The organism is Streptomyces sp. AC602_WCS936 (genome assembly GCF_019049125.1).
Classification (GTDB): Bacteria; Actinomycetota; Actinomycetes; order Streptomycetales; family Streptomycetaceae; genus Streptomyces.
On sequence record NZ_JAGMUF010000015.1, the window covers coordinates 50,849 to 75,672 of the forward strand.

General features: G+C 71.1%; 31 protein-coding genes. 21 read left to right on the forward strand and 10 right to left on the reverse strand.

Features of this window, described 5'->3' with window-relative positions:
- Window positions 1-2: 2 nt before the first annotated feature.
- The 7 genes from KUM03_RS06970 (at window position 3) to KUM03_RS07000 (ending at window position 3,717) form a co-directional block, all read left to right on the forward strand.
- On the forward strand, window positions 3-845 hold the full coding sequence (locus KUM03_RS06970) for a histone-like nucleoid-structuring protein Lsr2 (protein ID WP_217246131.1): 843 nt from the start codon (window positions 3-5) through the stop codon (window positions 843-845).
- Between the two features lie 3 nt (window positions 846-848).
- A complete protein-coding gene (locus KUM03_RS06975) occupies window positions 849-1,337 on the forward strand; it encodes a hypothetical protein (RefSeq protein WP_217246132.1) in 489 nt (162 codons plus the stop codon).
- Between the two features lie 10 nt (window positions 1,338-1,347).
- The gene (locus tag KUM03_RS06980) at window positions 1,348-1,809 is read left to right on the forward strand and encodes a hypothetical protein (RefSeq protein ID WP_217246133.1); all 462 of its coding nucleotides are present in this window, start codon (window positions 1,348-1,350) and stop codon (window positions 1,807-1,809) included.
- Window positions 1,809-1,985, forward strand: a complete 177-nt coding sequence (locus tag KUM03_RS06985) for a hypothetical protein (RefSeq protein WP_217246134.1) — start codon at window positions 1,809-1,811, stop codon at window positions 1,983-1,985. Before KUM03_RS06980 ends, KUM03_RS06985 begins: the two co-directional genes overlap by 1 nt.
- Before the next feature lie 87 nt (window positions 1,986-2,072).
- Window positions 2,073-2,510, forward strand: coding sequence for an RNase adapter RapZ (locus tag KUM03_RS06990; RefSeq protein ID WP_217246135.1), 438 nt, complete (start codon window positions 2,073-2,075; stop codon window positions 2,508-2,510).
- Window positions 2,507-3,193 carry a hypothetical protein gene (locus tag KUM03_RS06995; protein WP_217246136.1) on the forward strand — a complete coding sequence of 229 codons (687 nt, stop codon included), beginning with the start codon at window positions 2,507-2,509 and terminating at the stop codon, window positions 3,191-3,193. Before KUM03_RS06990 ends, KUM03_RS06995 begins: the two co-directional genes overlap by 4 nt.
- The gene (locus KUM03_RS07000; protein ID WP_217246137.1) at window positions 3,190-3,717 is read left to right on the forward strand and encodes a hypothetical protein; all 528 of its coding nucleotides are present in this window, start codon (window positions 3,190-3,192) and stop codon (window positions 3,715-3,717) included. The genes KUM03_RS06995 and KUM03_RS07000 overlap by 4 nt, the downstream gene beginning before the upstream one ends.
- 94 nt (window positions 3,718-3,811) lie before the next feature.
- Here the strand turns inward: KUM03_RS07000 and KUM03_RS07005 are convergent, their stop codons facing one another.
- From KUM03_RS07005 to KUM03_RS07020, 4 genes are all read right to left on the reverse strand, one after another.
- Window positions 3,812-4,786, reverse strand: coding sequence for a ParB/RepB/Spo0J family partition protein (locus tag KUM03_RS07005; RefSeq protein WP_217246138.1), 975 nt, complete (start codon window positions 4,784-4,786; stop codon window positions 3,812-3,814).
- Entirely contained in the window at window positions 4,783-5,931 is a 1,149-nt protein-coding gene (locus KUM03_RS07010) for a ParA family protein (protein ID WP_191889160.1), read from the reverse strand. The genes KUM03_RS07005 and KUM03_RS07010 overlap by 4 nt, the downstream gene beginning before the upstream one ends.
- Window positions 5,932-6,089: 158 nt before the next feature.
- A complete protein-coding gene (locus tag KUM03_RS07015; protein ID WP_217246139.1) occupies window positions 6,090-6,392 on the reverse strand; it encodes a hypothetical protein in 303 nt (100 codons plus the stop codon).
- Window positions 6,393-6,613: 221 nt separating this feature from the next.
- Complete coding sequence (locus KUM03_RS07020) at window positions 6,614-6,811, reverse strand: hypothetical protein (protein ID WP_217246140.1); 198 nt, start codon at window positions 6,809-6,811, stop codon at window positions 6,614-6,616.
- Window positions 6,812-6,970: 159 nt separating this feature from the next.
- Between KUM03_RS07020 and mobF the strand changes: the two genes are divergently transcribed.
- Window positions 6,971-8,794, forward strand: a complete 1,824-nt coding sequence (gene mobF, locus KUM03_RS07025; protein WP_254398954.1) for a MobF family relaxase — start codon at window positions 6,971-6,973, stop codon at window positions 8,792-8,794.
- Window positions 8,791-9,138 carry a hypothetical protein gene (locus KUM03_RS07030; protein ID WP_217246141.1) on the forward strand — a complete coding sequence of 116 codons (348 nt, stop codon included), beginning with the start codon at window positions 8,791-8,793 and terminating at the stop codon, window positions 9,136-9,138. Before mobF ends, KUM03_RS07030 begins: the two co-directional genes overlap by 4 nt.
- Before the next feature lie 625 nt (window positions 9,139-9,763).
- Here the strand turns inward: KUM03_RS07030 and KUM03_RS07035 are convergent.
- Window positions 9,764-10,204 (reverse strand): hypothetical protein, encoded by a 441-nt coding sequence (locus KUM03_RS07035; protein ID WP_217246142.1) that lies wholly within the window; start codon window positions 10,202-10,204, stop codon window positions 9,764-9,766.
- A gap of 94 nt (window positions 10,205-10,298) precedes the next feature.
- Window positions 10,299-10,772: a hypothetical protein gene (locus tag KUM03_RS07040; protein ID WP_217246143.1), complete on the reverse strand. Its 474-nt coding sequence runs from the start codon at window positions 10,770-10,772 to the stop codon at window positions 10,299-10,301.
- 294 nt (window positions 10,773-11,066) lie between these two features.
- On the opposite strand from KUM03_RS07040, the gene KUM03_RS07045 reads away from it, so the two are divergent.
- Complete coding sequence (locus KUM03_RS07045) at window positions 11,067-12,143, forward strand: replication-relaxation family protein (protein ID WP_217246144.1); 1,077 nt, start codon at window positions 11,067-11,069, stop codon at window positions 12,141-12,143.
- Window positions 12,144-12,222: 79 nt separating this feature from the next.
- Window positions 12,223-12,525, forward strand: a complete 303-nt coding sequence (locus KUM03_RS07050) for a hypothetical protein (protein ID WP_217246145.1) — start codon at window positions 12,223-12,225, stop codon at window positions 12,523-12,525.
- Here KUM03_RS07050 and KUM03_RS07055 read toward each other — a convergent pair.
- Complete coding sequence (locus KUM03_RS07055) at window positions 12,504-12,770, reverse strand: hypothetical protein (RefSeq protein WP_217246146.1); 267 nt, start codon at window positions 12,768-12,770, stop codon at window positions 12,504-12,506. The two genes, KUM03_RS07050 and KUM03_RS07055, sit on opposite strands and share 22 nt — an antisense overlap.
- 139 nt (window positions 12,771-12,909) lie before the next feature.
- Between KUM03_RS07055 and KUM03_RS07060 the strand changes: the two genes are divergently transcribed.
- The 3 genes from KUM03_RS07060 (at window position 12,910) to KUM03_RS07070 (ending at window position 14,804) form a co-directional block, all read left to right on the forward strand.
- Window positions 12,910-13,317, forward strand: coding sequence for a hypothetical protein (locus KUM03_RS07060; protein ID WP_217246147.1), 408 nt, complete (start codon window positions 12,910-12,912; stop codon window positions 13,315-13,317).
- Window positions 13,318-13,354: 37 nt separating this feature from the next.
- Complete coding sequence (locus tag KUM03_RS07065; protein WP_308406274.1) at window positions 13,355-13,588, forward strand: hypothetical protein; 234 nt, start codon at window positions 13,355-13,357, stop codon at window positions 13,586-13,588.
- 262 nt (window positions 13,589-13,850) lie between these two features.
- Window positions 13,851-14,804 (forward strand): hypothetical protein, encoded by a 954-nt coding sequence (locus KUM03_RS07070; protein WP_217246148.1) that lies wholly within the window; start codon window positions 13,851-13,853, stop codon window positions 14,802-14,804.
- Window positions 14,805-14,925: 121 nt separating this feature from the next.
- Here the strand turns inward: KUM03_RS07070 and KUM03_RS07075 are convergent, their stop codons facing one another.
- Window positions 14,926-15,615: a hypothetical protein gene (locus KUM03_RS07075; protein WP_217246149.1), complete on the reverse strand. Its 690-nt coding sequence runs from the start codon at window positions 15,613-15,615 to the stop codon at window positions 14,926-14,928.
- 250 nt (window positions 15,616-15,865) lie between these two features.
- On the opposite strand from KUM03_RS07075, the gene KUM03_RS07080 reads away from it, so the two are divergent.
- The 7 genes from KUM03_RS07080 (at window position 15,866) to KUM03_RS07110 (ending at window position 20,926) form a co-directional block, all read left to right on the forward strand.
- Window positions 15,866-16,120, forward strand: a complete 255-nt coding sequence (locus KUM03_RS07080) for a hypothetical protein (RefSeq protein WP_217246150.1) — start codon at window positions 15,866-15,868, stop codon at window positions 16,118-16,120.
- A complete protein-coding gene (locus KUM03_RS07085; protein ID WP_217246151.1) occupies window positions 16,089-16,616 on the forward strand; it encodes a DUF6879 family protein in 528 nt (175 codons plus the stop codon). Before KUM03_RS07080 ends, KUM03_RS07085 begins: the two co-directional genes overlap by 32 nt.
- A 31-nt stretch (window positions 16,617-16,647) precedes the next feature.
- The gene (locus KUM03_RS07090; RefSeq protein ID WP_217246152.1) at window positions 16,648-17,499 is read left to right on the forward strand and encodes a helix-turn-helix transcriptional regulator; all 852 of its coding nucleotides are present in this window, start codon (window positions 16,648-16,650) and stop codon (window positions 17,497-17,499) included.
- Window positions 17,500-17,595: 96 nt separating this feature from the next.
- Complete coding sequence (locus KUM03_RS07095) at window positions 17,596-17,778, forward strand: hypothetical protein (protein ID WP_217246153.1); 183 nt, start codon at window positions 17,596-17,598, stop codon at window positions 17,776-17,778.
- Window positions 17,779-17,822: 44 nt separating this feature from the next.
- Window positions 17,823-18,218: a DUF6415 family natural product biosynthesis protein gene (locus KUM03_RS07100; RefSeq protein ID WP_217246154.1), complete on the forward strand. Its 396-nt coding sequence runs from the start codon at window positions 17,823-17,825 to the stop codon at window positions 18,216-18,218.
- A gap of 190 nt (window positions 18,219-18,408) precedes the next feature.
- Window positions 18,409-19,674 (forward strand): helix-turn-helix domain-containing protein, encoded by a 1,266-nt coding sequence (locus KUM03_RS07105; RefSeq protein WP_217246155.1) that lies wholly within the window; start codon window positions 18,409-18,411, stop codon window positions 19,672-19,674.
- 463 nt (window positions 19,675-20,137) lie between these two features.
- Window positions 20,138-20,926 carry a DUF4145 domain-containing protein gene (locus KUM03_RS07110; protein ID WP_217246156.1) on the forward strand — a complete coding sequence of 263 codons (789 nt, stop codon included), beginning with the start codon at window positions 20,138-20,140 and terminating at the stop codon, window positions 20,924-20,926.
- A gap of 63 nt (window positions 20,927-20,989) precedes the next feature.
- On the opposite strand, the gene KUM03_RS07115 is transcribed toward KUM03_RS07110, so the two are convergent.
- Both KUM03_RS07115 and KUM03_RS07120 read right to left on the reverse strand, forming a co-directional pair.
- Window positions 20,990-23,860: a DEAD/DEAH box helicase gene (locus KUM03_RS07115; RefSeq protein ID WP_217246157.1), complete on the reverse strand. Its 2,871-nt coding sequence runs from the start codon at window positions 23,858-23,860 to the stop codon at window positions 20,990-20,992.
- Between the two features lie 37 nt (window positions 23,861-23,897).
- A complete protein-coding gene (locus KUM03_RS07120; protein ID WP_217246158.1) occupies window positions 23,898-24,587 on the reverse strand; it encodes a hypothetical protein in 690 nt (229 codons plus the stop codon).
- Between the last annotated feature and the right edge of the window lie 237 nt (window positions 24,588-24,824).

The following is a 24,824-nucleotide window of genomic DNA, read 5'->3' on the forward strand; positions in this document are numbered from 1 at the left end:
CCGTGTTCACCGACTGGACCGAAGCCCTCGAGGCCGAAGCGCTGCCCCTGGACCCGAACCCGGCGCAGCAGCTCGCCGCCGCGGCCCGGGTCACCGCCCGCAGCTCCCGCGACAAGGACGACATGGCGCTGCTCCTGGACGTCCTCGGGCTGCCCACCGACACCGACACCCTCACCGCCCTGCTCCCCCTCATCCCGGAAACCGGAGACGCACCCACCATGACGAACACCCCCGCCGCCCCGGCCCTCTCCGCGCACGAGGCCATGGCGATCTCCATGCACAACAACGGCGACTCCGAGCAGGCGATCCGCGAGGCCACCGGCCTGAGCGAGACCGAGCTCAGCGACCTCATCGCCAACCAGGTCCTCGGACTGCCCCGTCCGGCCGCCGACGCTCCGGCCATCGACGTCCCGGTCGTCCCGCTCGCCGTCTCCAACGAGATCCAGGAACTGCTCGACTGGGCGGCCGCGCACCCGGCCGCCTCAGTCCGCAGCCGCGCCGCCCGCATCACCGCCGACCTCTCCGAGCTGACCGACCGCCGCGACAGCGAGGCCGCGCAGCGCGAGGCTGAAGCGAAGGTCGCCAAGGCCCGCGCCGAACTGGAGAAGGCGCAGGAGGAACTGCGCGCCGCGAAGGCCGGCACCCGCACCACCACGTCGGCCGCCACCGCGCCCACCCCGATCCGCTCGGGCCTGGGCAGCGGCCGCACCCGGGAGGAGCTCGCCGCCATCAGGACGTGGGCGCGCGCCAACGGCCACCAGGTCGCCGACGCGGGCATGGTCCGCAAGGCGGTCCTGGAGGCGTACGACGCCGCCCATCAGGCGCCGGTCCGGAAGGCCGGCTGACCCATGGCCGACGACGCCATAGCCCTGGACGGCTTCCTGGACGAAGAGACCGTGCCCGGCGATCTGCACGGCAGCACGGCCCGGTTCCGCCTTACCGTCTCCCCGACGGACGAGCGCACGGACGAGATGATCCTGCCGTGCAGCGTCGCCGACGCGGAGCTGGCGCACGCGGTCATCCACGACCTGGTCCCCGGCGACAAGCTCCGCGTCACCGGCCACCTCCGGCTCCCCCGCACGCCGGACGAGCCGATATGGCTGGTCGTCACCGCGCTCACCGTGCTGGAGACCGCGCCGCTGATGACCGACCCGGCCACCGTCGCCACGGCGGTCATCGAGCGGTACGGGCCGTACGTCTGCTGGTTCGACGCCGACACCACCGACGTGAAGGTGTTCACCGAGGGCGGCACATGGGTCGGCACCGCACCCGAGCCGAACGACCTGGGCGAACTGCTCGAAGCCTTCGAGCACCGCCAGGCCGCCGGCGGCGAGTAGCGGAGCCGCCGTGCCCATCCGTCCCGAGAACCTGCACCGGTACCCGCGCGACTGGAACGAGATCAGCGCGCGCATCCGGTTCGAGCGGGCCGGCGGCCGCTGCGAGTGCACGGGCCACTGTGGCCTGACGCACCCGGGCGGCCGCTGCCCGGCCGTCCACGAGCGGATCCACCCCGACACCGGCTCCGTGGTCGGCCTCACCACCGCCCACCTCAACCACACCCCCGAAGACGTGCGAGACGAGAACCTGCTCGCCGCCTGCCAGCTGTGCCACCTGCGCATCGACCACGGGCACCACCGGATCACCCGCTCGATCACCCTCGCTGCCCGCGCGGCCGCCGCCGGACAGCTCGGCTTCCTCGCCGACGCCGACCTCGAGCGCACCGAGCCGCCGACACCGCCCCGGCCGTCCGCGCCCCGCACAGCACGCCCCGCACTCCAGCTCTCCTTCACCGACCAGGAGGCACCCTGATGCCCGACCAGTCCACGCGCACCGTCCTGGAGCGCTTCCCCGCCGGCGGCCCCCGCGGCTCCTGGCCCGCAGACGAATACGCCGCCGCCCGGCGCGCGCAGGGAACCGACGCCCGCGTCGTGATGGACCTCGGCAGCGACCAGTTCCTCGTGGTCGCCGACACCAGGACCCAGTAGCACCCCCGGAGCGCCGCGCCCGTCCTACCCGGCCGGGCGCGGCGCTCCGTGTTTCTGCCCCCTTACCACCGAGCAGGAGACTCTTCCTTGCGCCCGATCCGTCTGACCTCGTTCGGCTACCTGCACCTGCCCACCGGCCCGGACGGCTCCCCCGTCCCGCCCGCCGCCGACCGGATCGAAGACGTCCGTGACCGGCTCCGCGATCCGGCCGCCGCCCGCGACATCCTCGACCTCGACGGCCTCAACCCCCGCGTCCAGGACGTCGTCCTGCACACCCCAGGTGCCCGGGAGCTGCTCGCCAACCTCGCCGACTACGCCGACCTGCCCGCCGGCCCCAGCCGCATCGCCATCGGCTGTGCGGGCGGCAGGCACCGGGCCAGCGGTCTTACCGAACTCCTGGCCCGAGAACTCCGGGACCGCGGCCGCGAGGTCGTAGTCGAGCACTTGCACGTCCATCTGCCGCGCGTCCTCAAGACGCCCGCCGGCCCCAGCACCGCCAACCTCGAGCGGGAGGCTGCCCGATGATCCGTCGCTTCCGCCGTTGTGGCCCCGTCCCCGGCGCCCTCTCCCCCGAGGACCAGGCCGTCGTCGACCAGTTCCACGCGATGCTCACCGCCCTGCGCAACCCGCACCCCTGGACGCCCGGCGGTGCCCAGGACATCGCCGTACGGGTCGGGCCGTTCGTAGAGCGGGCGCACACCCGGCCCGGCGACGACCACGGCCCCGACCTGATCGCCGTCGCCCTGGTCCACCCCCGCACCCCGCACGCCGGCGCCTACCTCCACGGCCGCCAGCTCGGCTACACCGACCGCGGCTGGCTGTGCTGCAAGACGACCGCGATCCTCGGCTTCTGGCAGCCCGGCTACGCGATGCTCACCCACGCCGCCGCAGGCCTGCCCCTGCCCGACGACGTTGGCATGAAGCCCGCGCACTACGCCCTCTACATCGAGGCCCGCCGGCGCGACGACAGCCTCGACGGCTACACCCTGCTGCGCCTCGGCTCGTACACCCAGACCCGGCACGCCCAGCAGGACTACGACCGGCTCACCGCCGCGCTGGAGGGACGGGGGACCACCCTCGTGCCCGGCCATCGCGTCTCCGTACGGGTCGGGCCGTTCGACGTCAGCGACCACCCGCTGTTCGCTGACCCGTACGAGGCCGACGCCGTCGCGCTCCTGGACGCCGCCGTCGCGGGGGTGAGCGCATGACCGCCCCGGCCCTGTACGAGATCGAGACCAGCGAGGGCGACGACGGCACCATGCACCCCGCCGAACAGCTCTGGACTCCGGGCGAGGACGCGGTGGAGAACGGCTTCCTCGCCCACGGCGAGATGCACGTCACCGGACTCGACGACCCCTCCGACGACCACCTGTATCCGGTCGCGTTCCTCGTGCTCGGACACCAGAAGTGGGCCGACGTCATCGAGGCCGGCGCCGCGTACATGGCGCGGGTCCACGGCTGGCGGAACCTCCACCTGTACCCGGGCGACGACCCTTCGGTTCTCATCCCCCGCATCCCGCGCGCCGTCCTGACGTGGGGCGTGTTCTTACGGCACCCCCACCCGGACCACGCCTGTGGCTGCGAGTGGGACGACACCTGGCGCATGGTCTGGGCGCCCAGCACTGAGCCCGGCGCCGTCCCGGTCACCGCCCTGCGGCACCCGGCCGCCGCGGTGACCGCCGTCGGCATCCCCAACCCCGACACGGGCGCACCCGCGACCTGGGCAGCCTGACAACCGAAGGCCCGGCGCCTCCCGCAGATCGATCTGCGGGAGGCGCCGGGCCTTCTCTGCGTTTTGGACCCTTAACCAGGTTAAGACCCCAGGGTCAGCTGTCGGCCATGAGAAGTAGCACGAGTTCCTCGCGGTGCTCGGCCGACATGTGGGCGCGAAGCCGGTCGTTGAACCACTTCGGGTCGTTCCACGGGAGGTCCGGCCCGCTGTTGTTCGCCTGCTCCCCCTTAACCGGGTTAAGACCTACGGTGCCCGTCCCCTCCGCTTCCTTCGCGCCAGCCGCTTGCGATGGGATCGAAGAAGCCACCGCGTCCCCGGACGGGACACTCGCTTCCTTGGACCGCGGCTTCCGGGGCGTCTTAACCCGGTTAAGGGCGGCGGCGGCCTCGGTCTGCTGCTGGTCGGCAGGGAGCCGACCAATGCGGCGTCCATCCTTGACGGTCAGTTCGCCGGACTCGACCTTCTCCTGCAGGTCCTCACTCAGCCCGAGCAGCGCCAGGCGCTGCGACACCCAAGCCCCCGACTTCCCGAGCCTCTTGGCTACCTTCTCCTGGCTGCCGTGCTTGCTGAGGAGCTCCTGGATGGCCTTCGCCTGGTCCAGCGGGGGGACGTCGACCCGGTGAACGTTGGCGATCAGCGCGCTCTCAAGCATGTCCTCCGCGCTGGCAGCGAGATCGTCATTGACGTCGATCCGCAGTTCTGCCAAACCCGCGACGGACGCGGCCGCCAGTCGCCTGTTGCCGTCGATGACGACGTACTCAGCCGCCCCAATCTCCTCTTCCCGGCTGGGGTGGGCTGTCAAGAAGGCCGCTCGCCGGACGACCGCCACGGGCTGAAGCTGGCCTTTCTCCTTCAGCGAGGCCGCGGTCTCTTCGATCTCGGTCAGCTCATCGCGAGGGTTGAGCGGATTGTGCGCCAGCACGGACAGCGGCACAGCCGCCGGCGGACGCTTCCCTTCCCCGCTCATGATCTGCTGCCGAGTCCGGACCCGACGGGGGGCAGGCTTCGAGTCCGAACCGTCCTCGTCGATGCTGAAGCCACGGGTGACCCGCTGCGTCGGAGGCGTCATACGGCCAGCTCCTTTGCCAGATCGCGCATCACCTGCGCGTGCTCACTATCCGGTGCGTACTCCAGCAGCGGGATCTCGCCGTCTGCCGCCTCACGCCCCTCCTTGAGATCACCGATTACGGCAAGGACAGACGGGGAGCTGCTTTTCTCCCACTGATCCTTGTTCTCCTTCACAAGCTTGCCGCGGCGGCTGTCGTAGGCGTTGATGATCAGGCCCAGGTAGTCGACCTGGATGCGACCCTTCCGACAGAGATCGTCCATCTGGGACTTCAGGAGCCGGAACGCTCGGTGCGACGCCTTGTTTGCCCAGACGGGCGTGATGACGCCGGAACGGTCGGCGAGTTCACCGTCGCGACGCCGGACGTAGTACAGGGCGGTGTCCATGTTCAGCCCGAGGCTGGGCGGCCCGTCGATGATGATGACGTCGTAGTCCGCCTCCAGCGGCTCCAGCGCCCGCTCCAGCGCGGCCTCGCTGAAGCTCACCTTGGACAGAGCCACGTCGCGCAGGAACGCGTCGTCAGACGCTGGCAGCAGGTGAAGCCGTTCCCCGAACCGCTCGCCGTCCAAAGCCACCAGCAAGTCATGGATGTCGCCCTTGGCGCTGCCGTCCATATGCATCATCAGGGTTTCGACGTCGTCCTCGTACATGAGGTCCTCGAAGCCCAGCTCCGCCGTCAGGTGCCCCTGTGGGTCGTAGTCGACGAGCAGAACCCGATGGCCGGCCTCTGCGAGAGCTTGCGCGATGCCGGAGGACAGGAATGTCTTCCCGACGCCGCCCTTCTGGTTCGCCACTATCACCCGCACCACGGGCTGCGCCACCAACGGGGCTGTGGGGGAGGGGTGGTTGTCGAGCCACAGAGAGAGAGCCTGTGCCAGCCCTTGGACGTAGGTGACGCCGCGCTCCGAACAGGTCGCCTTGAACTTGTCCGGCTCTCCGACCGGGAGGAACGTGCCCCAGGTCTTCGCCCCATCGGTTTTGACCTCGGGCAGGCCTTCTGCTGAGTACCAGGCGTTAATCGCGTGCTCGGTCGCGTCCTGGATGTCCATGCCGTGCTCAAAGGCGCGGATCTTTAGATGCCTACGTAGCTGGGGAGTGAGGGCTGTAATTAGCTTCTCTCGCTCTCCCCGAGGGTTGGGGATGCTCATGCGGCCGAACATTACTAGGCAAGCCCTTGCTCGCTCAGCATCCTGCGGCATCTCATGCGGCTCGCGCCGGGTGAACCGACGGATCTTCTGAGGGGTTGAAGCGCCCTTGCTCGAGCTGACTTGAGCGCTCGCGGGCAAATTCGCCCGTGCGTCCCGGGTTACGGCCCGGTCAGGATGTCGTGGTCTCCGATGCGGCGCCAGATGATGTGCGGTGTGCCGGGGCGGCACGCGGGCCCGTACTCCCACGTCGCGCGTCCTGCGGGACCGGTGCCCATGGACCAGGTCAGCTCGTAGACGCCCGGTGCTCGCTGGACGCGCTTGACGCGGAGGCCGGCGCGGAAGTTGCCGGTGCGCAGGTCCTCGACGAAGGCCGCCACGGTGCGGCGGAATCGACGGCGCTGCTCTGGGGTGAGGCGGTCCAGGTCGGCGGCGAAGCGCGGCAGGGTCTCGTAGGTGGGCACGGTGAACCTCCAGGACGCACGAAGCCCCCGGCCGGAGTCGGCCGGGGGCGGTGGTGGCTGTTCGTGTTGAAGGGCGTCGGTGACGCGGTGCGCTCAGCGGTGGTGGGCGGCTGGGGAAGTGGTGCGTTGGTGCGCGTTGGTTGACGTTGGAGTCGGCTCGGGGCGGATTTCGTGGTGGATGCTGTTGGTGTGGTCGTGGCGCAGTATTCGCACGGCCCGGGTCAGCCGCTGTAGCGGGCGTTCATCAGGTCGAACCACTTCAGCTTGTCGGCCGGGGCGTTGGCGCAACTGGTGCAGTGGGGCAGGTAGTCGGTCCGGGTGGGGTACGGCACGTTCGAGCGGACTTCGACGGTCGGGCGCAGCGTGAGGGGGCGGCCGCACAGCGGGCAGAGGTCTCCGTGGAGGAGGTTCGTATTCATGCGGCGGACTGTGCACACACCGGCGGCTTACCGTCTCGGGCTGGCGTCGCGGCCCGCCTGGCGGGCTGGGCGGTAAAGATCTGGTGATGGCCTCCCGCCCGGCGGGACCGATCCCGGAGCATGCTTTTGCGCAGGTCAGCGCCGGGGTTCCATGTGGCGATGATCAGCATGTCGCCAGTCCGCCCGGGGAACGGGTGGCGCTACCTCTTCCGTGGCGTGATGGTCGGCGACGGCCACCGCCAGGCGGGCACACCGCTGCGCGCCGCCCAGGACGAAGCCGGTGTCCCGCCCGGCGTCTGGAAGGGCCGGGGCCTGGCCGCGCTCGGCCTGACGGCTGGGGACGTGGTGACCGAGCGGCAGGCCGAACTCCTCCTAGGGGAGGGCCGGCACCCGGACGCCGACCGGATCGAGCGCGAGCTCCTGCCGCAGGGCAGGACCCCGGAGCAGGCGCGGCGGGCGACCGTGCTGGGCAGGCCCATCGAGCACAACCGCTCACCGAAGACCGACAAGGCCAAGGAGCGCACCCCCTGGCTGGCCTTCGACTTGGTGTTCCGGCCCCCGCCGACGGCCCACATCGCGTGGGCCCTGATGGACGACTGGCACCGCCGGGTGCTTGAGCTGTGCGACGACGTCGCTCAGGACAAGACCCTGGCGTGGCTGGAGGAGTCGGTCGCGGAGATCCGCTCGAAGGCCGGCGGCAAGCAGCGGGCCCGGGTCAAGGACGGGCTGATCGTCGCGGTGTTCCGGCACTACGAGTCCAGAGCCACGGAATCGAGGCCCCTGCTCCACGCGCACGCGGTCGTGTCGATCCGCGCCCGGCGGCCGCACGACGGGAAGTGGGGCAACCTGTCGGCGGACTCGCTGATGACCCACATAGTCGCCGCCGACACCCTCTACACCCTCTACTTCATGGAGGAGGTGTCCGCCCGGCTCGGGTGGGCGTGGGAGCCGCGCGAGGTGACGCCCGGCCGCCGGCCCGTGATGGACATCGCCGGGATCGACCGGCGGCTGATCGGCTGGCAGTCGACCCGCCGCCAGCAGATCGAGGACGCGCTGCCCGTCCTCACCGCCCGGTACGAAGAGAAGCAGGGGCACGAGCCGGGGGAGCGGGCTGCCTACGCATTGGCCTGCCAGGCCGCCGACCAGACGCGCCCGCCGAAGCGCACCGAGCTGCTGTCGCTGACCGAGCTGCGGACGCGATGGCGCACCTCCGCTATCCGGGCGTTCGGCGCCTGCACCGTCTACCGGCTCGCCGAGCGGGCGCGGGCGGCGGCCGCGGCGGTGTGGGCGCGGGTGCGGCCGGTGGCCGACATCGCGCTGGCGGCTGTCGACGTCGTCGCCGTGGTGTACGTGATGCGCGGCGCGTTCAAGCGCCACCACCTGCTCGCCGAAGCACGCCGCCACCTCTCCTACGTCTTGCGCGGCCGGCCCCACGAGCCCGGCCTGGACGAACAGATCGTGCAGACGGTCGTCGACGACTACACCCGTCCGGCCAGTCGGCGGATGATGACCGCCGACCTGCGCGCCCTCTACCCGCGCGACACCGAGGACCAGGCCGTGCTGCGCCCGCTGACCCGCAAGCGGACCGCCCCGCTGTACGAGCGAGCCCGCCTCGCCGCCGACGCCCTGGCCGCCCGGGTCAACACGGCGCGACGTGCGGAGCGCCTGGGCTCCCGCGCCCGGCCGCACGCCGTCGCCGTGCCCGCCGCCTCGAGGTCGCACCCGCGGCCGTTCCACACCGGCGCGAAGGCCGGCCGCCTCCTAGAGCCAGAGACCGGCGTCGACACGGTGGAGCGGACCCGCCAAACCATGGAGGCCGCCGCCGCCAAAGTGGCCGCCACGATCCAGGACAGCAAGCGGGCGCGCGCCCTCGCCCACGGCCTTCGATCTCAGCCTGCCCCGGCGGCGACCCCGCCGCCGCAGCGCACTCAGCAGCCCGGCATTCAGCACGCCCCGGGCCGGAATCCAGAAGGAGTCGCATGAGCACCCCGGAAGAACTCCCCGACCCCGAGGACGCACTCGCCCGCGCCCGCGCGGCCCGCCCGGAGATGGCCGCCGCGCTCGACGAGGACCAGGAGCCCGAGTTCGATGAGGACCTGGGGTGGCAGCCGGTCTGGAAGCGGCCCCGGAAGTTCAAGTCGAAGGCGGACAAGAAGAAGGAGCTGCGCAAGCAGCGGGAGCGGCTCCGGGACGCTGGGAAGCGCCGTTTCGCCGCTGGGCAGTCGCGCCGGCCCCGCTCCCGGCAGAGCCGGATCGGCAACGCGGCCGCGCGCCGTGATGCCCGCGCCCTGTCCCGGGTGCGGCACTCCAACGCCTGGCTGTGGTGACGATGCCGGGCATCGTCCACCGAGTGGAGCCCACGATGTTCTGCATCCAGTGGCGATGCACGACATCGAGTGGGCTCCACTCAGTGGGCTCCACCGAGTGGGCTCCACTCCGGTGCGCCGGATGACGATGGACTCCACCGTGGAGCGCACCGCATCGGTGCGCCACCGCACCCGGTGCGCCGCGCCGTCCGGCGATGCCCGGCACTCTCGCGCGCCGGCGCGCCGCATCCAATGCAGCGGACCGCATCGGTGCGCCCACCGCCGGCCGACCCTCCATCAGGTGCGGCCGGGCGCGCACGCCCCCTTGTCCGGCTCCGCTACACCCCCTTGTCCGGCTCTGCTACCGCGACGTTTTCCCTTGACCTCGCCCGTTTCTGCTCGCGATCAGGTCGCGGTCAAGGGGGTGTGTGATAGAGGAGCCCGCCCGGCCGTGGCGCGCCCCGGCGCGGTGCGGCGATGCCGGGGGACCGCACCGCGGCTCCCGGCGGTGTGGTGCCGTGGCGCGGTGGAGCGCACCACGGTGGAGCGGTGCGGTGCGGTGGTTCCGGTGGAGCGCACCACGGTGGTGCGGTGGTGCGCCGGGGATGCGCGCCGGACCGCACCACCGACGTCCCGGAGGTGCGCTCTACGCGGTGGTGCGGTGCGCCGGGTGCGCCTCCATCGCCTGCCGCATCCCCGCAGCCTCCAGCTGGCGCAGGACGCCGGCGACGTCGCCGTCCTCGGTGAGGATGTTGTCGGTGAAGCGGGTGATGGTGTCGGCGGCGCCCGTCAGGCTGTTCAGGCACACGCCGTGGCACAGGAGCTCCAGCAGCAGCCGTCCGAGTGCGGCGGCCAGGAAGGAGTGCGCGCACGGCTCTCCATCGTGCTCGTCGGCGGCGGTGACCGGGATGAAGACGCGCGCGGCGACGTCCACGAGCAGCCGGTGCAGCTGCTCCGGGCCGGTGTCGTCGGCGATCGCACCGGCGGTGTCGATGTCGCCGACGAGACGGGCCCGGATGTAGGCGAAAGCGTCGGCGACGTCGTTCGGCTCCATCGGGGCGAGCGGCATGGTGATGGTCTCGGGCATAGGTTGCTCCTCATGTACGGGCCGTCTCGTTGATCGGAGGGCCCCAGGACGTGATTGCTGGCGGGGAGATGAGCGCGGGCTTACCTGGTGCGCGCTACGGGGTGGTGGTGTCCACCGGGTAGGCCGCGGCCGATGCGGCCCGCGCGTCCAGGAGCAGCTGGCCCTTCGCGCACAACTCGTAGACGTCCAAGGCGTGGGCGATGTCGTCGTGCTCTTCGCAGAGGATCGCCGTGGCGAAGTCGATGACCGTCTGAGCGATGCCCGGGGCGGCGTCCGGTCCGGCCTGCTGCCAGCGGCGCAGGGCACGCAGGAAGACCTTGCCGAGCGCCTCCAGGGTGAAGGAGTCCCATGTCGGCGCGTCGTCGTCCGGGCCGGGCAGCGAGGTGCCCGCCTCGACGATCCCTTCGGCGATGCCGGTGAGGAAGGCCGGCATCCGCGGCTCGGCGACGAGGAGGTCGCCGGCGGTCCGGGTGTCACCGGCCTGGACCGCCCGGAGGTAGTCGAAGGCACTCGCCACTGCTTCCCTGGTCAGCGGTTCGGACAATGCATCAGCGGGGTTCTGCGGCATGACAACTCCTCATCGACGGGCCGCCACGCTGATCGCAGCGGCCTCGAGGACAGGCTCGATCTGCGGCCCTGTGGACAGAGGCCGCGCTCCTGGAGGCGGTGGGGAGTGACTCCGGTCACGGACAAACTCGGACTGCAAGGGGCGGTCAAGGAGGAATCGGGCGCAGGTTGTTGGTGGCCGTCAGACCGCGGTCAAGGGGTGGCTTCACACGGTGGCTCCGGCCCGTGCGCAGATCCGCGCGGGCCGGACGACTGCCGACCCGGCCTTGTGCGGCCGGAGAAACCCGAGGACGCCATGACCACCGCACCCGACCCGCACACTCCACCGTCCCCGGCGGACACTGCTGCGACGGCGGGCCCTACGACAAGCCCCGCGACAAGCCCCGCTCCCAGCCCCGCAGCTTCCAGCCGCCGACTGACGGTTGTTGCTGATCAGACCCCCGATTCGCCTGCTCCGGCCGGTTGCAACTCCTCTTCTCTAAGTACTGATGTACCTGGAGAAGCGTCCCGGCCCCGGAAGGCCGCGGCGACGAAGGCCGGCGCGGACCTCCGCGGCGAGGTCCTGCTCTCCCTCGCCCAGCTGCGCCTGGCCACACCCCGCCAGCTCAAGGCACTGCTGCTGCCCCATCAGCAGGACACCGACCACGTGCGCCGCGCGCTGCGCAACCTGCTCGCCGAATCCCCGGCCCTGGTCGGCCGGACCCACCGCGCCCAGCAGAGCTACTGGTACTGCACCCCGGCGGGTCTAGCTGAAGCCGCCGCTTCCGGTGAGCTCGCGCCGACGCCCGGCCGGACGACAGGCAAGCGCATCGCGGCCAGCAAGACGGGCCTGCGCGAGCACGGCCTCGCCCTGGTCGACACCGTCATCGCTTTCCACCAGGCGGAGATGGCCGACCATGCCGACTGGCGGGTGGAAGTCGCCCACCCCACCCCGGCCGGGAACCTCGTGCCCGACGCCGTGGCGCTCCTGGCCGACGGCTCCAGCGCGTTCGTGGAGATCGACCGCACCATGTCCTACGCGCGCCTGCTCGCCAAGCTGGAGCGCTACGAGTCCTACCGCGGCGCCCCCGCGTCCGGGCGCGGCAACGCCGCCCGCGTCCCGCGCAGCCACTGGCAGGAGACCTACGCCGGGCCGTCGCTGGAGCGGCCCTTTCCACCGCTGCTGTTCGTCTTCGCCCCCGCCCCACGCCGCGCGGCCCCAGACACGAGGGAGGCCGCCTTCCACGACCGTGCCCGGCCGAACTGGCGGATCACCGTGGCGACGACGACCCTGCACCAGCTCACCCATGACGGGGCCGACCGGCCGGTGTGGCGGGTCGTTGGCCGCGGTGAGGATCGGCGGGCGCTGACGGCGCTGCCCAAGCCGCGGTGAGCGCAGCGGGCCCGGCCTCCACCCAGGCCGGGCCCGCCGGCTCTGTCCAGCTGTCGGTGGCGGCTGGGAGGCTGGTCGGATGAACGATGGTGACGAGCAGCTGCTGCGCGGCCGGGTGTACGGCCGCGACCACGACGACCCCAACCCGGGCCCGCTGCCGCACCAGACGTACGCCGCGCTGGTCGGCGGCCCGCTGGACGGCCTGCTGCTCGACATCACGGGCTGGCGGCCGGAAGAGATAGACGACGGCGTCGCCCTGATGACCGAGCTGGGGCGGTGGCCCGGCGGCCGGGCGCTGTACGACCCGCTCCCCGACGACCCGCGCCCGGCCGCCGGCCCGGGAGTGAGCTGCCGCTTCTACTACTCCGGCGACACGTCCTGATCCCGGCCGCCGGCCCCGGCGCCCGGCCTGTCCTCGGTCAACTGGGCGGCGGTGTTCTCGATCCACAGCAGCGTCCACTCGACACCGGAGCGCCACCCGGGCTCCGCGCTGTCGTAGCGGCCTTCGGCGTCGGCGCGGATGTTCGCCGCGAGGGCGCGCAGGTCCTTCTGCAGTCCCTGCCGCTTGGCCCTGTCCATGGCCTGGATCATTTCGTCGGTGATGTCACCGGGTCGGAGCGCGCTCATCGCCCCACCCTGGACGAGCACCCCTGCTGATGGCCATACCGTGAGGCCACCAAGCTGGGGTGCTGCTGCGGCAAAGCCCTGGTCGCCGCATGATCTTCCGTGGCAGGCTCGTGACCTTCCAGGCGGAGGGAGCGAAAAGATGAAGAACGGTTTCGCGGAGACGCCGGGTGAACTGTGCCCGGACTGCACAGCGGGCCCCGCCCGGGAGAACGTCCGCGTCGCGGGCGGCACGCCGTACGAGATCTGGCACACCTCCGACTGTCCGGAGTGGACCGTCATGCAGATCAGCTTGGAGGCAGGCTCCCGGCGTATCAAGGAACAGGACGAGTGGGCCAAGGAGCTCTTCCCGACCGTGCACGAGCGGCTGAAGCAGGCTGCCGAAACCCTGCCGCCGGACAGCCCCGCCCAGCCGTTCGTCGACGCCCTGACCGAGCTGGTCCAGGCGCAGGCCGACACCACCGGCTTCGTGGTCCTGTACCGGTGGGTGGAAATCCTGGAGCGCCATTTCCCGCCCCAACTGCCGGACCCTGAGCACACCACCGAGTAGCGGCGGCCGCGGGGCCCGGCGGGAGGCGGAGCGGCCGGTGTGCACGCGGTGCGGGCGGAAGTTCACGGACGAACGCTGGGAGGAGATCACCGTGCACCGGACCGCCGTACGGGCCGGGGACAAGTCCGTGTGCGGCCCGTGCCGCTCCGACGACGTCGCCCGCGAGGAAGCCGCCGCCGAAGCCGCCCACCTCGAGGCCGCCGCACCGCCGGAGCCGCAGGACGATCCTGAGCCGGACCGGGGCCGCGGATGGTTCCGCCAGCGGTCCTGAAGTACCGGCTGGCCGCAGGAGACCTCGCCCGTTCGAGGGAACCGGCGGCTCGTGGCTTCGACCGGTGCTGCCATGCCGGTTAGCATCCTGCCCGGCTAGTGGCGTACTGCCGATCACCGCCCGCTTCCGGAGCCACGCCGCCGGACGCGGAGGTCAAGGTCCTGCGGGGCCCGCTCCCAACCGTTCTGCGTTCCGTCGTGGTCTACGGCAGTCGTACGAGCCGGTCCCGGGGGCGTGGCCCGGTCCGGCAGAGGAGTACGTCATGCCGAAGAACCAGTCCACCGCCGCGCAGACCGCCCGCCGGGCGAGCCGGAGCGGGGGCAAGTACACCGAAGCCCTGCGCCGCGCGGCGACCAACGACGCGCCGCGCCCACCGCACGTCCTGCGGTTCCTGGCGGAGCGCTCGGGGAACCTCTACCACCTGGTCGGCGGGATCGCGGCGGCCTGGGCATACAGCGGACAGCGGGTCCTGCTCCTGGAGGAAGCCGAGGACTACTGGCGCTGGACCATGCGGCCCGGCAGCCGGGGGCGCCGCAAGAAGGAGATCGAGCCGGCCACCCCGCCGGAGCCGACGACCAGCACGCTGTGGTCCTCGCCGGACGGCCCCGGCCTCCTGACCCGCCACACCTGCATGTGGGAAACCCGCCACCCCGCGCAGGAGAACAACCGCGGCTTCCCGCTCACCGACCGCAGCCCGCTCGCGGCGGCGGTGGCGGACGCCATCGGCGCCTACGACGTGATCGTCCTCCTGCCGAGGCACTGGTCCTACCCCGACCGTGATATCGCGACGGCGCATGCCGTTCTCGGTGAGATCGACGTCTTCCCGGACACCGACTGCAGGACCGTGCTCCCTGGTCCCGGCGGTGAAGAGAAGGGTGTCCCGCTGAGCCCCGAGCAGAGCGCGGCGGTTCTGAGGGAGCGCTGTCTGGGTTTCCTCTTCGGATCCCCGCACCTCCCCATCGCCCTGGACGGGGTGATCTGGCAGTCGAACTGGGAGCTGCCCGTCGACGCGGACTACCTGGAGGGCGTCGATCGGGACATGAACCGCGCCGGGCTGCGCCCCTTGGGCTGGTCGCTCGCCGGGCGCCGGCCCCTCCCGCACAAGCAGCTGCCCGAGCCCGACCAGCTGAAGGACCCTGACTTCGTCCAGCAGTACCAGCTCATCGCGGAGCGCCTGCGCGCGGCGCTGGACGCCCGCCCCGTCGGCAGGAAGTGACCAGGAACCGGACAGGGGCGACTGCCGGGCACGCGGGAGCGGCACGCCAGGAGAACGCCCGCGCCCTGGGCCGCCCTTCTGGACGGCGTGGAGCGCGGGCGGTCGCGAGGACCTCGGAGGCTTACGCCGGTACGGGCGCTGGCTCCGGGCGCAGCGCCGCGAGCGGCGAGCGCCGGCCCTTCTCCACCGTGCGCAAGTGCTCCCAGTCGACCTCCGGGTGGGAGGGGACGACCGCGTCGATGGAGGCCGTGGTGTAGAGCGCGACGTCGACGGCTCCGGCCCGGCTGGTGCCGAAGCGGACCTCGATCGACTGCGGGGAGCGGACCCATCCGAGCCGGACCATGTGGTCGAAATCGGCGCGGCGGACCCGAAGGCGGGCGGCAGCCTGCTCGGGTCCGAGCGGGGTGTCGGCGGCGACCAGGTCCGCCAGGTCCTCGCGGCGGCAGACCTCCGCAACCTGGTCGGGGTGGTGCAGCGTTCCGTCCGGGGTGGCGCTCAGGTCAACCAGGAGGCCGCGGTCGACGAACCGGCGCACCACGAACGCGGTTACGACGGTTTTGAGGCCCGAGACGTTGGGGGTGCCGAGCGCTGTGGCGATCCGGTCGGCCGCCGCACTGCCGGAGATGGGCCAGGTGGGCATAGCGGCGTCGATGGCGGCGGCGTCCATCGCTTCCACTACGGCACGGGACCACTGGGAGGACGTGACGTCTGGCTCGGGGATGAGCCCGGTGTGACGGGCCCACCGGAAGGCCGTTACGGGCACTTTCAGGCGCTTGGCGGCCTGTCCCGCGTCGTACTCGGTTCGTCGCATGAGATCACCTCTCGCTCGTTCGCCGGAAGCGGCGGACAGAACATGGCAGAACACATGAAAAGCTGTCAAGAGTCTTCGAAAACAGACAAGTTGGTCGCGCTCCGCTAGGACTGCGCCCGCGTACGCGAAGGGAAATCACCCGTCCGGATGGCACGGCGGTGGTCCGCCGATCCGCGGTATTGACCGGGCGCGCAGGGCGCGGGACGGTCGTCACGCAACTACGCGCAACCGGCTCGCTTCGGAGGGGATCATGGCGTTACTTTTCTTCGGCACGGACCCGAACTCGGGCGGAGGGAACTGCCCTGCGGTGTGGGTGGACACCGACACCGCCCAGGGCCCGGAACTGGTTCTGCAGGGCAAGTTCGCCGACGAGGCGACCCGGGCCACCTGCAGTCAGGACAGTCCGCCCGCAGACGACGAGGGGATCGTCCGGATCCCGCTCAGCATGGTGGAGCAGATCAGGAGGGCGTGCGATGCCGCAGAGGCCGCCGGCACCCAGCTTTGAGGATCTGCTCGACTCCGCCCGGACCCACGCCCTGCACCTGGAGCTCCGCGACGTCTACGCCGTGGGGGAGGAGCGCGAGGTCTTCGAGGCGTTCCTGCGGGACGGGAGCGTGCCCGCGGACGACTCGGAGTACTGGAGCGGGTGGCTGCCGCTGGTGGAGCGGACCGTCGCCCGCGGGGTGAAGGTCTGCCGGGCCCGGATCGTGTCCGAGCCTGTCACCGACTACATCCGCTTCGAGCACGCCATCACCGACGCCAACTGCCGCGCCGGCGAACAGGTCCGCTGGCTGCCCCGCCGCCGCGCCTCCACCCTCGCCCTGCCCGGCAACGACTTCTGGCTCATCGACGACCGCCTCGTGCGCTGGAACCTGTTCTCCGGCGACGGCCAGTCCCTCGAGCCCGACCACACCGACGACCCGCAGGCCATCAAGCTGTGCGTGGAGGCGTTCCGCTCGGTGTGGGACCTGGCCACCGACCACGCCGACTACCGCATCTGACCGACGCACAACCCCAGGGGCCACGCACCTCATGTCGACCGCCTCCCCCTCGTCCAGCGCTCAGGCGGCCCGCGAGGCGCTCGCCGTGCGGCTCACGCACCTGCGCAAGGACGCCGGCCTCACCGGGAAGGAACTCGCCGCCCGGTGCGGCTGGCACCCCGCCAAGACCACCCGCATCCAAAAAGGCGCGGCCGCGCCCTCCGACAGCGACATCCGCACCTGGTGTTCGGCGTGCGGCGCGGACGACCAGGCCGACGACCTCATCGCCACCGCCCGCGCCGTCGACTCGATGTACATGGAGTGGCGCCGCCTGCACCAGGGCGGCATGCGTAAGGTCCAGGAGGACTGGCTCGCCCTCCATGAGCAGACCCGCCACTGCCGGGTCTACCTCTCCAACGTGCCGCCCGGCTTCCTCCAGACGCCGGCGTTCGCCACCGCCCTCATGCAGCAGATCACACGCTTCCAAGGCACCCCCGACGACGTCGCCGAAGCCGTCGCCGCCCGCGTCGCCCGCTCCCGGTTCCTCTACGAAGGCGGACACCGCTACGTCGTGCTCATGGAGGAGTCCGTCCTGCGCTTCCGCACCGCCGACCCCGAGGCGATGCGCGGGCAGCTGCGCCACCTCCTGGCCGTGATGCCGCTCGCGTCCGTCTCGCTCGGGATCATCCCGTTCACCGCGCAGCGCACCGTGTGGCCGCTGGAAGCCTTCTACGTCCACGACGACACCATGGCCGTGGTGGAGACGCTGACGGCGGAGATCAAGGTGACGCAGCCGCGCGAGCTCGCCGACTACGTCAGGGCGTTCACCGGCCTCGCGGAAATGGCTGTCTACGGCGACGCCGCCCGCGCCCTCATCGAGGCCGCGATCGACGCCCTGGAGTGAAGTCCCGCAATTCTCCGCAACTTCATTGAGCGCCCGGACCACAGGTGCGTAGCGTCGACGGCACCGACGGACCACCAGCCGGAAAGGCGGGGCCCCTTGCGCGCATACACCGACTCCACCGCCCCGGCCCGGGATGGCCGCGGCCTCCAGTCGCCCGCCTACGGCGTCCCCTCCCCGGCCCTGCTGGCCCGCGCGGACCGCGGCTTCGCCCGGTTCCTCGGCCAGCACAACGAGGACCAGGACGACGGAGCCGACGGCGGCGAGGACCCCCAGCGGTGACCGCCGGCCACCCGCACACGACGCTCCCGGCATCGAGGCCCGCCATGCACACCAGCGCCCACACGGTCCTGCACGACCCCGACGGCCTGATCGAAGCCGGGCTCCCGCTCGATCGCGAGCCGTACGAGAGCCTCGTCAAGGCCGTCCTCGCGTGGACCGACCAGGACGCCCTCACCGCCCGGGACCTGGAGCAGATCGCCCTCCAGCTCACCGGCCACGCCCGCGCCGTCGCCTCCGACGTCCGCCGACGCGCCGACCAGCTGCCCAAGGACAGCGGACCTAAAGCGCTCGCCGACGTCGTCCTGCGCGAGGCAGAAGGCCGGCTGTCCGTGCCGATCGACGGCACCGTGCGCTGCGTCCAGAACCGCGCCCGCCTCATCCGCGCCCTCTACGAACGCCTGGACCGCCTAGACGCCGCGCCCGTCACTGGGGCCGTCTGACCTACCGACGCTGAGGCGAGTCGACCTGTCGCGCCACACGTCCCGCTGGCCTGGGAGGGCGCCGACAACGCACGGCAGCACGAGGGCCTTGTTCTGACGGCGGGTTTCCTGGCGTGGTTGATCACCGCCCGTCACCGCGAGGGGGAAAGCGTCTCTGACAGAGTTCGATACGCCCTCTACGCTGCCGCGCATGGCACGCACATGGACAAGACTCCACGAACACCTCGGCTGCCCGCCCGGGCCCCTCACCTTCGACATGGTCCGCCAGGCCGCAGCGGACAACCTGGAGGAGTCCGACGACCTGGACTGGAAGGAAATGCTTCCTCAACCGCCCCGGGACGGTCGCTGGAACGAGTTCGCCAAGGACATCACCGCCATGGCCAACACCCGTGGCGGACTGATCATCTTCGGGGTCCAGGACAAGACGACCGTCCTGACGGGCATCGACCCCGACGAGGTCAACCGGCAGCAGTACGCCCAGTGGATCCGCAACCACGTCCAGCCCTACCTGCCGGACCTGGACATACTCGAGCTGACCGACGGGACGAAGACCGTCCTGGTCGTCGATGTGCCGGCCAGCGAGATGGCACCGCACTTCGTGTACGGCGGCGCAGCACGCGACAAGGAACAGCAGGCTGCGGTCGTCCCCTACCGGGACAACGACCACACCGCCTGGATGGCAGAGCACCAGATCGAACGGGCCTACCGCGACCGCTTCGCCCGCGTCGGCCGGGCAGAAGAAGAGATCCAGCGCCACATCGACTTCACCACCCAGACCGTCACCGCGCACGCCCACGTGCCCTCAGCTTGGTTCATCGCGGTCTCCCGACCCCAGAGGCCCCTGCCACGCGGGGCCTACACGATGAGCCGAGATCAGGCACGGGAGGTCTTGGAGGCCGCCAAGACACTAGCCCGCGTTCTGCACGCGAGAGAGCTGGTGCCAGGCCCCTTGGTCGGGATGGGGCCGGACACCCGACTCAACCCGCGCCCCGGCCTGCGCCGCTGGGTGTGCAACAACCTCCAGTCATCCATGAACCGAGAGATCATCACTGAGCTGCACTACGACGGCACCGTGGTGATGGCCGCCAATCTGTCCTTCATCCGCGCGGGGGGCGAGGAGCTCCCAGGACAAGACGACGTCCTCCAAGTATCCGAGCGCTTGGTGACGGCATGCTGCTACGACTTCATCGCCACCGCGCAGGAGCACCAGCGAAAGTTGCGCCTGGACAGCACCCTGCAACTGACTTCGCTGATCATCTCTCCAGACGGACCCAGGGCCATGACACCGCTCACCTCAGCCTGGGGAGATGGGGCGGAGACGGAGCCGCTGTACACCCGCAGGCCCCACCATCTCCAGCCCGCTCACACCGTGCTCTCCCCTGCGGCGGCGGATGACGAAGGACGCAGCAGTGCTGACGAACTGTGCGCGGACCTGATGAGCCAGTTCGGGCTGTAGCCGAAGAGGACGCTCCGCGTGACCGGTCGCCCCGGTCGACCAGGAGCACGAGGTTGCGCTGAGGGTTGCGCCTATCTGTTGCGCTGGATGTTGCGCCAAGGGTTGCGCTAGGTGTTGCGCGGCCTGCAGGACCGCCCCCCGTGTCCGCGCAGGTCACCACGCCGTTCTGCCATGGTCGGCCTGCTGACATCCCCGTTGCGGCCGCTCTGCCCATGTCCCTTGGCTGGAGTGAAGGAGGAAGGGACGGGCGGTGCGGCCGTGGCCGGGGATCGGGGCGCGCTCAGCCGGTTGCGCGTCGGCCGGGCCGCCGCGCCGCGGTGTCAGGCGGGGAACATCGGCGGGGAGAGGTCCGGCTGCGGCGGACCACACCACTGAGTAGCGGCGGCTTGGCAGTATCCGCTCCATCGATTCCAGCCGTACAAATCACAGGCGTGGCAGCGCAGTCAGATGAAACGCTTGGCAAATGAGTGAGCGCAGCCGTGTCACGATCGAGGCCATCGACACCCGCACGCCGACTGGCGAGTGCCCGAACTGCAAGCTGAACGTGGCGTTCGACCACGTCAGTCGACGCGATGTCTGGCCGGCCTTGAAGGACAGGCCCTTCGCCGCCCGCTCAGGTGCAGATTTCAGCGGTGCCAGCACCAGCGCGGAGCCGCGGCCCAAGGACGACGTCTTCCGCGTTGTCCAGCACGTCCTGTCCTGCCAGAACTGTCGGAAGACCGCCGTGGTGCACCAGCACTGGGGTCCGGACCTGCCCAAAGGTGACGACCTCGATGGCTTCGCCGAAGCGGTCAAGGAAAGGGCATCCAAGCCACGGCTTCTGGTCCTGGTACATCCTCGACGGTCGGCGCAGACCCTCGACGAAGCCGCCCCGCAGGAGGTCCGCGACCTCTTCAGTGAAGGCACCAGATGTCAGGAGGCCGGCGCGCTGCGGGCAGCAGCAGCGATGTACCGGGCGGCCGTGGAAGAACTCTGCAAAGACCGCAGCGCCACCGGGCGGAACCTCAAGGACAAGATTGCCGACCTGACCAACAGGGGCGTACCTGCCGACGTCGTCCGCGACCTCGACGAAGCCCGGACTCTGGGCAACTGGAGCCTTCACGATGGGCTGGCCTTCTCCTACGCGGAGGTGGACGACGTGGCTTCGCTGATCCAGGAAGCCGTTTTCGTCGTCTACGTCCAGCCCGAACAGCGTGCTGCCCTTCGCGCGGCACGCCAACAACGCCGCGACCAGGCCCGCGCTGGAGCATGAAGCCGCACGGCACCCCGGGCCCTGTCGGCGCGCCCGGGGTCCAGTCAGAAGCCGAGGGGGCGGTCAGTAGTCGTCGCGCTCGGAGTTCGGTCCGTACCGCTCGATGAGGGCGCAGGTACAGGCCCCGCCTTCGTACTGCGGCTTGTCGCACTCCTCGTGGTGGTCCCACGGCTGCCGCTCCGTCGGGGCCGCCGACGGCACGGGCTGCGCCGGGGCGACCTCGATGGGCGGCACCACGCCCGCCCACTCCATGCCCAGCGCCGCGAGGGCGGCGCGCTGCTCCGTGGTGAGCTTGTCCCGCCTCGACTTGGTGTTCGAGAGCCAGACCCCCAGCTTCACCGGCACCGGCTCCGCCTCGCCGTCGACCGCAACCTCCACGACCGCGCCGCGCGGGACGGACCGCTGTCCCTCCTGCTCCACCCACTGAGCCAGGGCTGCCAGGCCCCGCTGGAACGCCGCCTCGGCCTTGCTCCCTGCCTTCTTCGGCCCCTTGAGGGCGGCCGCCAGCGCCGGACGGAGCTCCGCCGGGGCGGCGGCCGTCACGGGGAGGGCGGCGCCCTGTACGCCCAACGCGGCCAGCCGCTCCCGCTGCTCGGGCAGGAGCTGCGCCCAGGTGCCCGGCTCCTGCTGCCGCCACCGCCACGTTCCGATGTCATCCCCCTCGAAGGTGACGCCCAGCGCGATGTAGGGCAGGTGGCCGTCGGCGTCGACCAGGCCCGCGAGGACGCGGTAGTGCCGCTGCCAGTTGAGCGGCCAGGGGCAGTTCCAGTCCGGGTCGATCGCGGCCAGCTGCTTCGCGCGCTCCTCCGCCCGCTTCGGATCCTTCCCGAGACCGCCCTTCCGACGCAGGTTGGCCATGTACTGGCCGACCGGGACCATCGCCTCGCCCTCGCCCCACACGGCGTCCTGACGCGGAGCGAGGTGCCCGGTGGCCCGGTGATAGGACCGGAGTGCGGCGAGCTTGTTCTCCCAGGCTTCCTCGCCCGGCTCCCAGACCATCCCGGCCTCCGGCGCGTCCAGCAGCGTCTTGCGCCGCTCCTCCAGCTCTCCGGCCCGCAGCGCCTTCCGCTGCTGGTGCGCCCATCGGCCAAGCGGAAAGTCCTTGGTGACGCCGACCTCGACCTCGACGTCATAGGGCACGGCGCAGAGGCCGGTGATCTCGTTCTCTGCCCGCCACCGCAGCAGGGCCTGATAGCCCTCCAGCCAGACCAGGGACTCAGGCCGGTAGACCCGGGTGCGCAGGAACGCCGCGATGGTCGCCGCGTCCCGGGGAGAGGAGAAGTGGAGCAGCGCGGCTTCGGCGGCGGCCTGCGTGTCGTCGTCCTCCTGGTCCTCGCCGTCGCCCTCCCCGCCGGCCCCGACGATCCGTCCGTCCTCGTCACGCCGGACGTGGACCTTGCGCTTCCCGCTCGTGAGCGCGCGGGAAGCGAGCTGCTCGACGAGTCGTTCGTCATGCGAGCGCAGGCCCTGGAGGACCGCTACAAGGGGGCGGAAGCTGGCGCTGGCCACCATGTCGGTCGGGTCCTCGTTCGGCTCCAGGAACACCGGCACGATGATCCTGGCCACCTTCGTGCTGCCGTCCTTGTTGAGCCGGAGCGCCCGGCCGATGTTCTGCACGATCTCCACCTGAGAGCCGCGGGTGTCCGCGAAGCAGATCGAGTCGACTCCCCGCTCGCCGGTGATGTCCACGCCCTCACCGAGCACGCGAACGCTGGCGAGGAAGGCGCGGTGCACCCGGCGCCCGGCCGCGTCGATGCCGTTGGCGAACTGGCGGATCTTCTCGCGCCGCTCGGCGACGGTGTGGTCGCCGCACAGCCACGCCGACCACACCCGGTCCGGCGGGACATGGCGGCCGGCCTCCAGCTCGTAGAACTCCGCGTCGATGGAGGACTTCGGCAGCCTGTCGGCGGCGGCCAGGTCATCGTCCGTGGCGTCGTTCATGTACAGCTCGGCTGCCGTCTCCGGGAGCTTCTCTGCGAACGCGGCGGCCTCCTCCACCCTCTGGTGGAACGTCATGGTGGTGTGGAGGTTGTGCGCGGCGGCGTGCTCCAGGAGCGCGGTCTGCAACAGGGCCAGGCGCCGGCCCCGCCGCGCCTCCTCCGACTCCCCCAGAACGGGGGAGGGGTCGCGGATCTCTAGCACGTCGATCTCGAACCCGGCGAGAATCTCCCGCTCGATCGCCTCCGACAGCCCGAGCTCTGCGATCCACGCGCCGTAGGTTCCGTTCGGGTCGTCGGCCATGGTCGCGATCTCCGCCTCCTGGCCGTCCGCACCCTTCTGAGGGCGGGCCGCGGCGAGGATGCGCGGGGTCGCGGTCAGGTAGAGACGGAAGTCCGCCGGGATCCGCTGGTTGTCGTGGATCGCCGCCCACGGACGGCCAAGATCACCGGCGGTTCCGTGGGCCTCATCCACGATCGCGAGGTCGAAGCCGTCCATGCGCTGCCCGTAGAGCCGCTCCCCGCCCGCCAGAGCGGCTTCCAGCGGCCCGCGCACCTTCCGCTGGCCCTTGGGAGCGTCGATGTCCTCGCGGTCCACGAGAGAGGCGTACGTGGCGAACACGACAACCGGCCCGTGCCCGGCCCACAGAGCGAGCTGGATCGGGTTCGTGGTGGTGCGCACGCCCAGGGAGTTGAGGACCGCGTCGTTCTCCAGCGAGCACACCGCGACCATCGGCGCCCGGTGGCCCACCAGGCGCCACGCCTGGGCGGTCTGGGCGAGCAGGTCCAGGGTCGGCACGGTCACGAGGATCCGGCCGTCCGCGAACGCTTCCAGCGCGCACGCTGCGGCCGTGATCGTCTTGCCCGAGCCGGTCGCTGACACGATCGTGGCACGGGCACCCTGCGGGGGCACAGATGACCTTGCAGGGAATCCCACCCACCTGCGAAACGCGGAGCGCTGATCTACCTGGTGTTCCTTGAGCTGAATCGCTGACATTTCCTTGTCTCCCCGAGCGCTGAATTCCTGTGGTCTTTCAGAGGGCCGCGTGCGGAATGCAGGCCGCGCCCAGGTCGTTCCAGATCGACGCATCCACCTTGTGCCAGCCGCCGGGCTTTCCGTCCTTGAACGGCGGCTTGTCGTCCACGTCGTAGTGCCCGGCATCGAGCGTGCAGACGATGACGTCTCCGTCCGCATTCCGCGTCCGAGCCGTGCACAGACCGCCGGCCTCACCCAGCGCCTCCAGCACCCGCCGCCGCGCCGTGGTGTGCGAGTGGGTGCGCGGCAGCATGTTCTCCCGGACGAACTTCTCCAGCCTCACCAGGTCCGCCCGCTCACGCTGCCTCACGTCCGCGACGTGTACGGCCAGTTCAGCGGCCCCGACCGACCGGCCGCCGCGCCGGGACCACTCCCGGTCCGCGATGCCCACCAGGGCCTCGCTCACGGCCCTGACGCCGTCATCCCAGCCGTCCCCGAACAGCGAGCCCCGAGAGGCCGGCGCCATGCCGTCCAGCTCCACCACCTGGCACTGCGCCCCGGCGACCGCCCCGGCCTCCAGCGCGGCCACCAGGTCGTCCGCCTCGCTCGCGGGAACGCCCTGCACCTCCAGGAGCGCGAACACCTTCAACCGGGCGTTAACGCCTGCCGTCTGATACTGGCTCACCCGGCGCAGAGAATCGCTGCTCAGCGCAGGATCGGGTTCGGTAGATTCGTGGTGACCGGTCATCTGCGGTCGTTCCTCTCGGAATTACGGGGAGGTACCCGGGTGGTTGGGGGGTGTCCCGTGTTTTCGCCAACGATACATGTTGCATCAACCTGAGCACGCGGTACATTGGAACCCACACGAACGAGCGACCCACCCCCTCGTAGCCAGCCCGGCCCGCGCCAGCGGGCCCCAACGGTTCTGGAGGCGCAGCCGGAAGGACCGTCAGGCGGGGGAGCGCAGCGGACCCGCCGGGAGCGC

Excerpts from the sequence above, each read along its gene's own strand:
- KUM03_RS07070 (WP_217246148.1), top strand. The coding sequence starts at position 13,851 with ATGCCGAAGAACCAGTCCACCGCCGCGCAGACCGCCCGCCGGGCGAGC.
- KUM03_RS06975 (WP_217246132.1), top strand. The coding sequence starts at position 849 with ATGGCCGACGACGCCATAGCCCTGGACGGCTTCCTGGACGAAGAGACC.
- KUM03_RS07020 (WP_217246140.1), bottom strand. The coding sequence starts at position 6,811 with ATGAATACGAACCTCCTCCACGGAGACCTCTGCCCGCTGTGCGGCCGC.
- KUM03_RS07090 (WP_217246152.1), top strand. The coding sequence starts at position 16,648 with ATGTCGACCGCCTCCCCCTCGTCCAGCGCTCAGGCGGCCCGCGAGGCG.
- KUM03_RS07105 (WP_217246155.1), top strand. The coding sequence starts at position 18,409 with ATGGCACGCACATGGACAAGACTCCACGAACACCTCGGCTGCCCGCCC.
- KUM03_RS07050 (WP_217246145.1), top strand. The coding sequence starts at position 12,223 with ATGAACGATGGTGACGAGCAGCTGCTGCGCGGCCGGGTGTACGGCCGC.
- KUM03_RS07005 (WP_217246138.1), bottom strand. The coding sequence starts at position 4,786 with ATGACGCCTCCGACGCAGCGGGTCACCCGTGGCTTCAGCATCGACGAG.
- KUM03_RS07040 (WP_217246143.1), bottom strand. The coding sequence starts at position 10,772 with ATGCCGCAGAACCCCGCTGATGCATTGTCCGAACCGCTGACCAGGGAA.
- KUM03_RS07010 (WP_191889160.1), bottom strand. The coding sequence starts at position 5,931 with ATGAGCATCCCCAACCCTCGGGGAGAGCGAGAGAAGCTAATTACAGCC.
- KUM03_RS07060 (WP_217246147.1), top strand. The coding sequence starts at position 12,910 with ATGAAGAACGGTTTCGCGGAGACGCCGGGTGAACTGTGCCCGGACTGC.
- mobF (WP_254398954.1), top strand. The coding sequence starts at position 6,971 with ATGATCAGCATGTCGCCAGTCCGCCCGGGGAACGGGTGGCGCTACCTC.
- KUM03_RS06985 (WP_217246134.1), top strand. The coding sequence starts at position 1,809 with ATGCCCGACCAGTCCACGCGCACCGTCCTGGAGCGCTTCCCCGCCGGC.
- KUM03_RS06995 (WP_217246136.1), top strand. The coding sequence starts at position 2,507 with ATGATCCGTCGCTTCCGCCGTTGTGGCCCCGTCCCCGGCGCCCTCTCC.
- KUM03_RS07030 (WP_217246141.1), top strand. The coding sequence starts at position 8,791 with ATGAGCACCCCGGAAGAACTCCCCGACCCCGAGGACGCACTCGCCCGC.
- KUM03_RS07085 (WP_217246151.1), top strand. The coding sequence starts at position 16,089 with ATGCCGCAGAGGCCGCCGGCACCCAGCTTTGAGGATCTGCTCGACTCC.
- KUM03_RS07055 (WP_217246146.1), bottom strand. The coding sequence starts at position 12,770 with ATGAGCGCGCTCCGACCCGGTGACATCACCGACGAAATGATCCAGGCC.
- KUM03_RS07035 (WP_217246142.1), bottom strand. The coding sequence starts at position 10,204 with ATGCCCGAGACCATCACCATGCCGCTCGCCCCGATGGAGCCGAACGAC.
- KUM03_RS07120 (WP_217246158.1), bottom strand. The coding sequence starts at position 24,587 with ATGACCGGTCACCACGAATCTACCGAACCCGATCCTGCGCTGAGCAGC.
- KUM03_RS07045 (WP_217246144.1), top strand. The coding sequence starts at position 11,067 with ATGACCACCGCACCCGACCCGCACACTCCACCGTCCCCGGCGGACACT.
- KUM03_RS07080 (WP_217246150.1), top strand. The coding sequence starts at position 15,866 with ATGGCGTTACTTTTCTTCGGCACGGACCCGAACTCGGGCGGAGGGAAC.
- KUM03_RS07075 (WP_217246149.1), bottom strand. The coding sequence starts at position 15,615 with ATGCGACGAACCGAGTACGACGCGGGACAGGCCGCCAAGCGCCTGAAA.
- KUM03_RS07000 (WP_217246137.1), top strand. The coding sequence starts at position 3,190 with ATGACCGCCCCGGCCCTGTACGAGATCGAGACCAGCGAGGGCGACGAC.
- KUM03_RS07110 (WP_217246156.1), top strand. The coding sequence starts at position 20,138 with ATGAGTGAGCGCAGCCGTGTCACGATCGAGGCCATCGACACCCGCACG.
- KUM03_RS07115 (WP_217246157.1), bottom strand. The coding sequence starts at position 23,860 with ATGTCAGCGATTCAGCTCAAGGAACACCAGGTAGATCAGCGCTCCGCG.
- KUM03_RS07100 (WP_217246154.1), top strand. The coding sequence starts at position 17,823 with ATGCACACCAGCGCCCACACGGTCCTGCACGACCCCGACGGCCTGATC.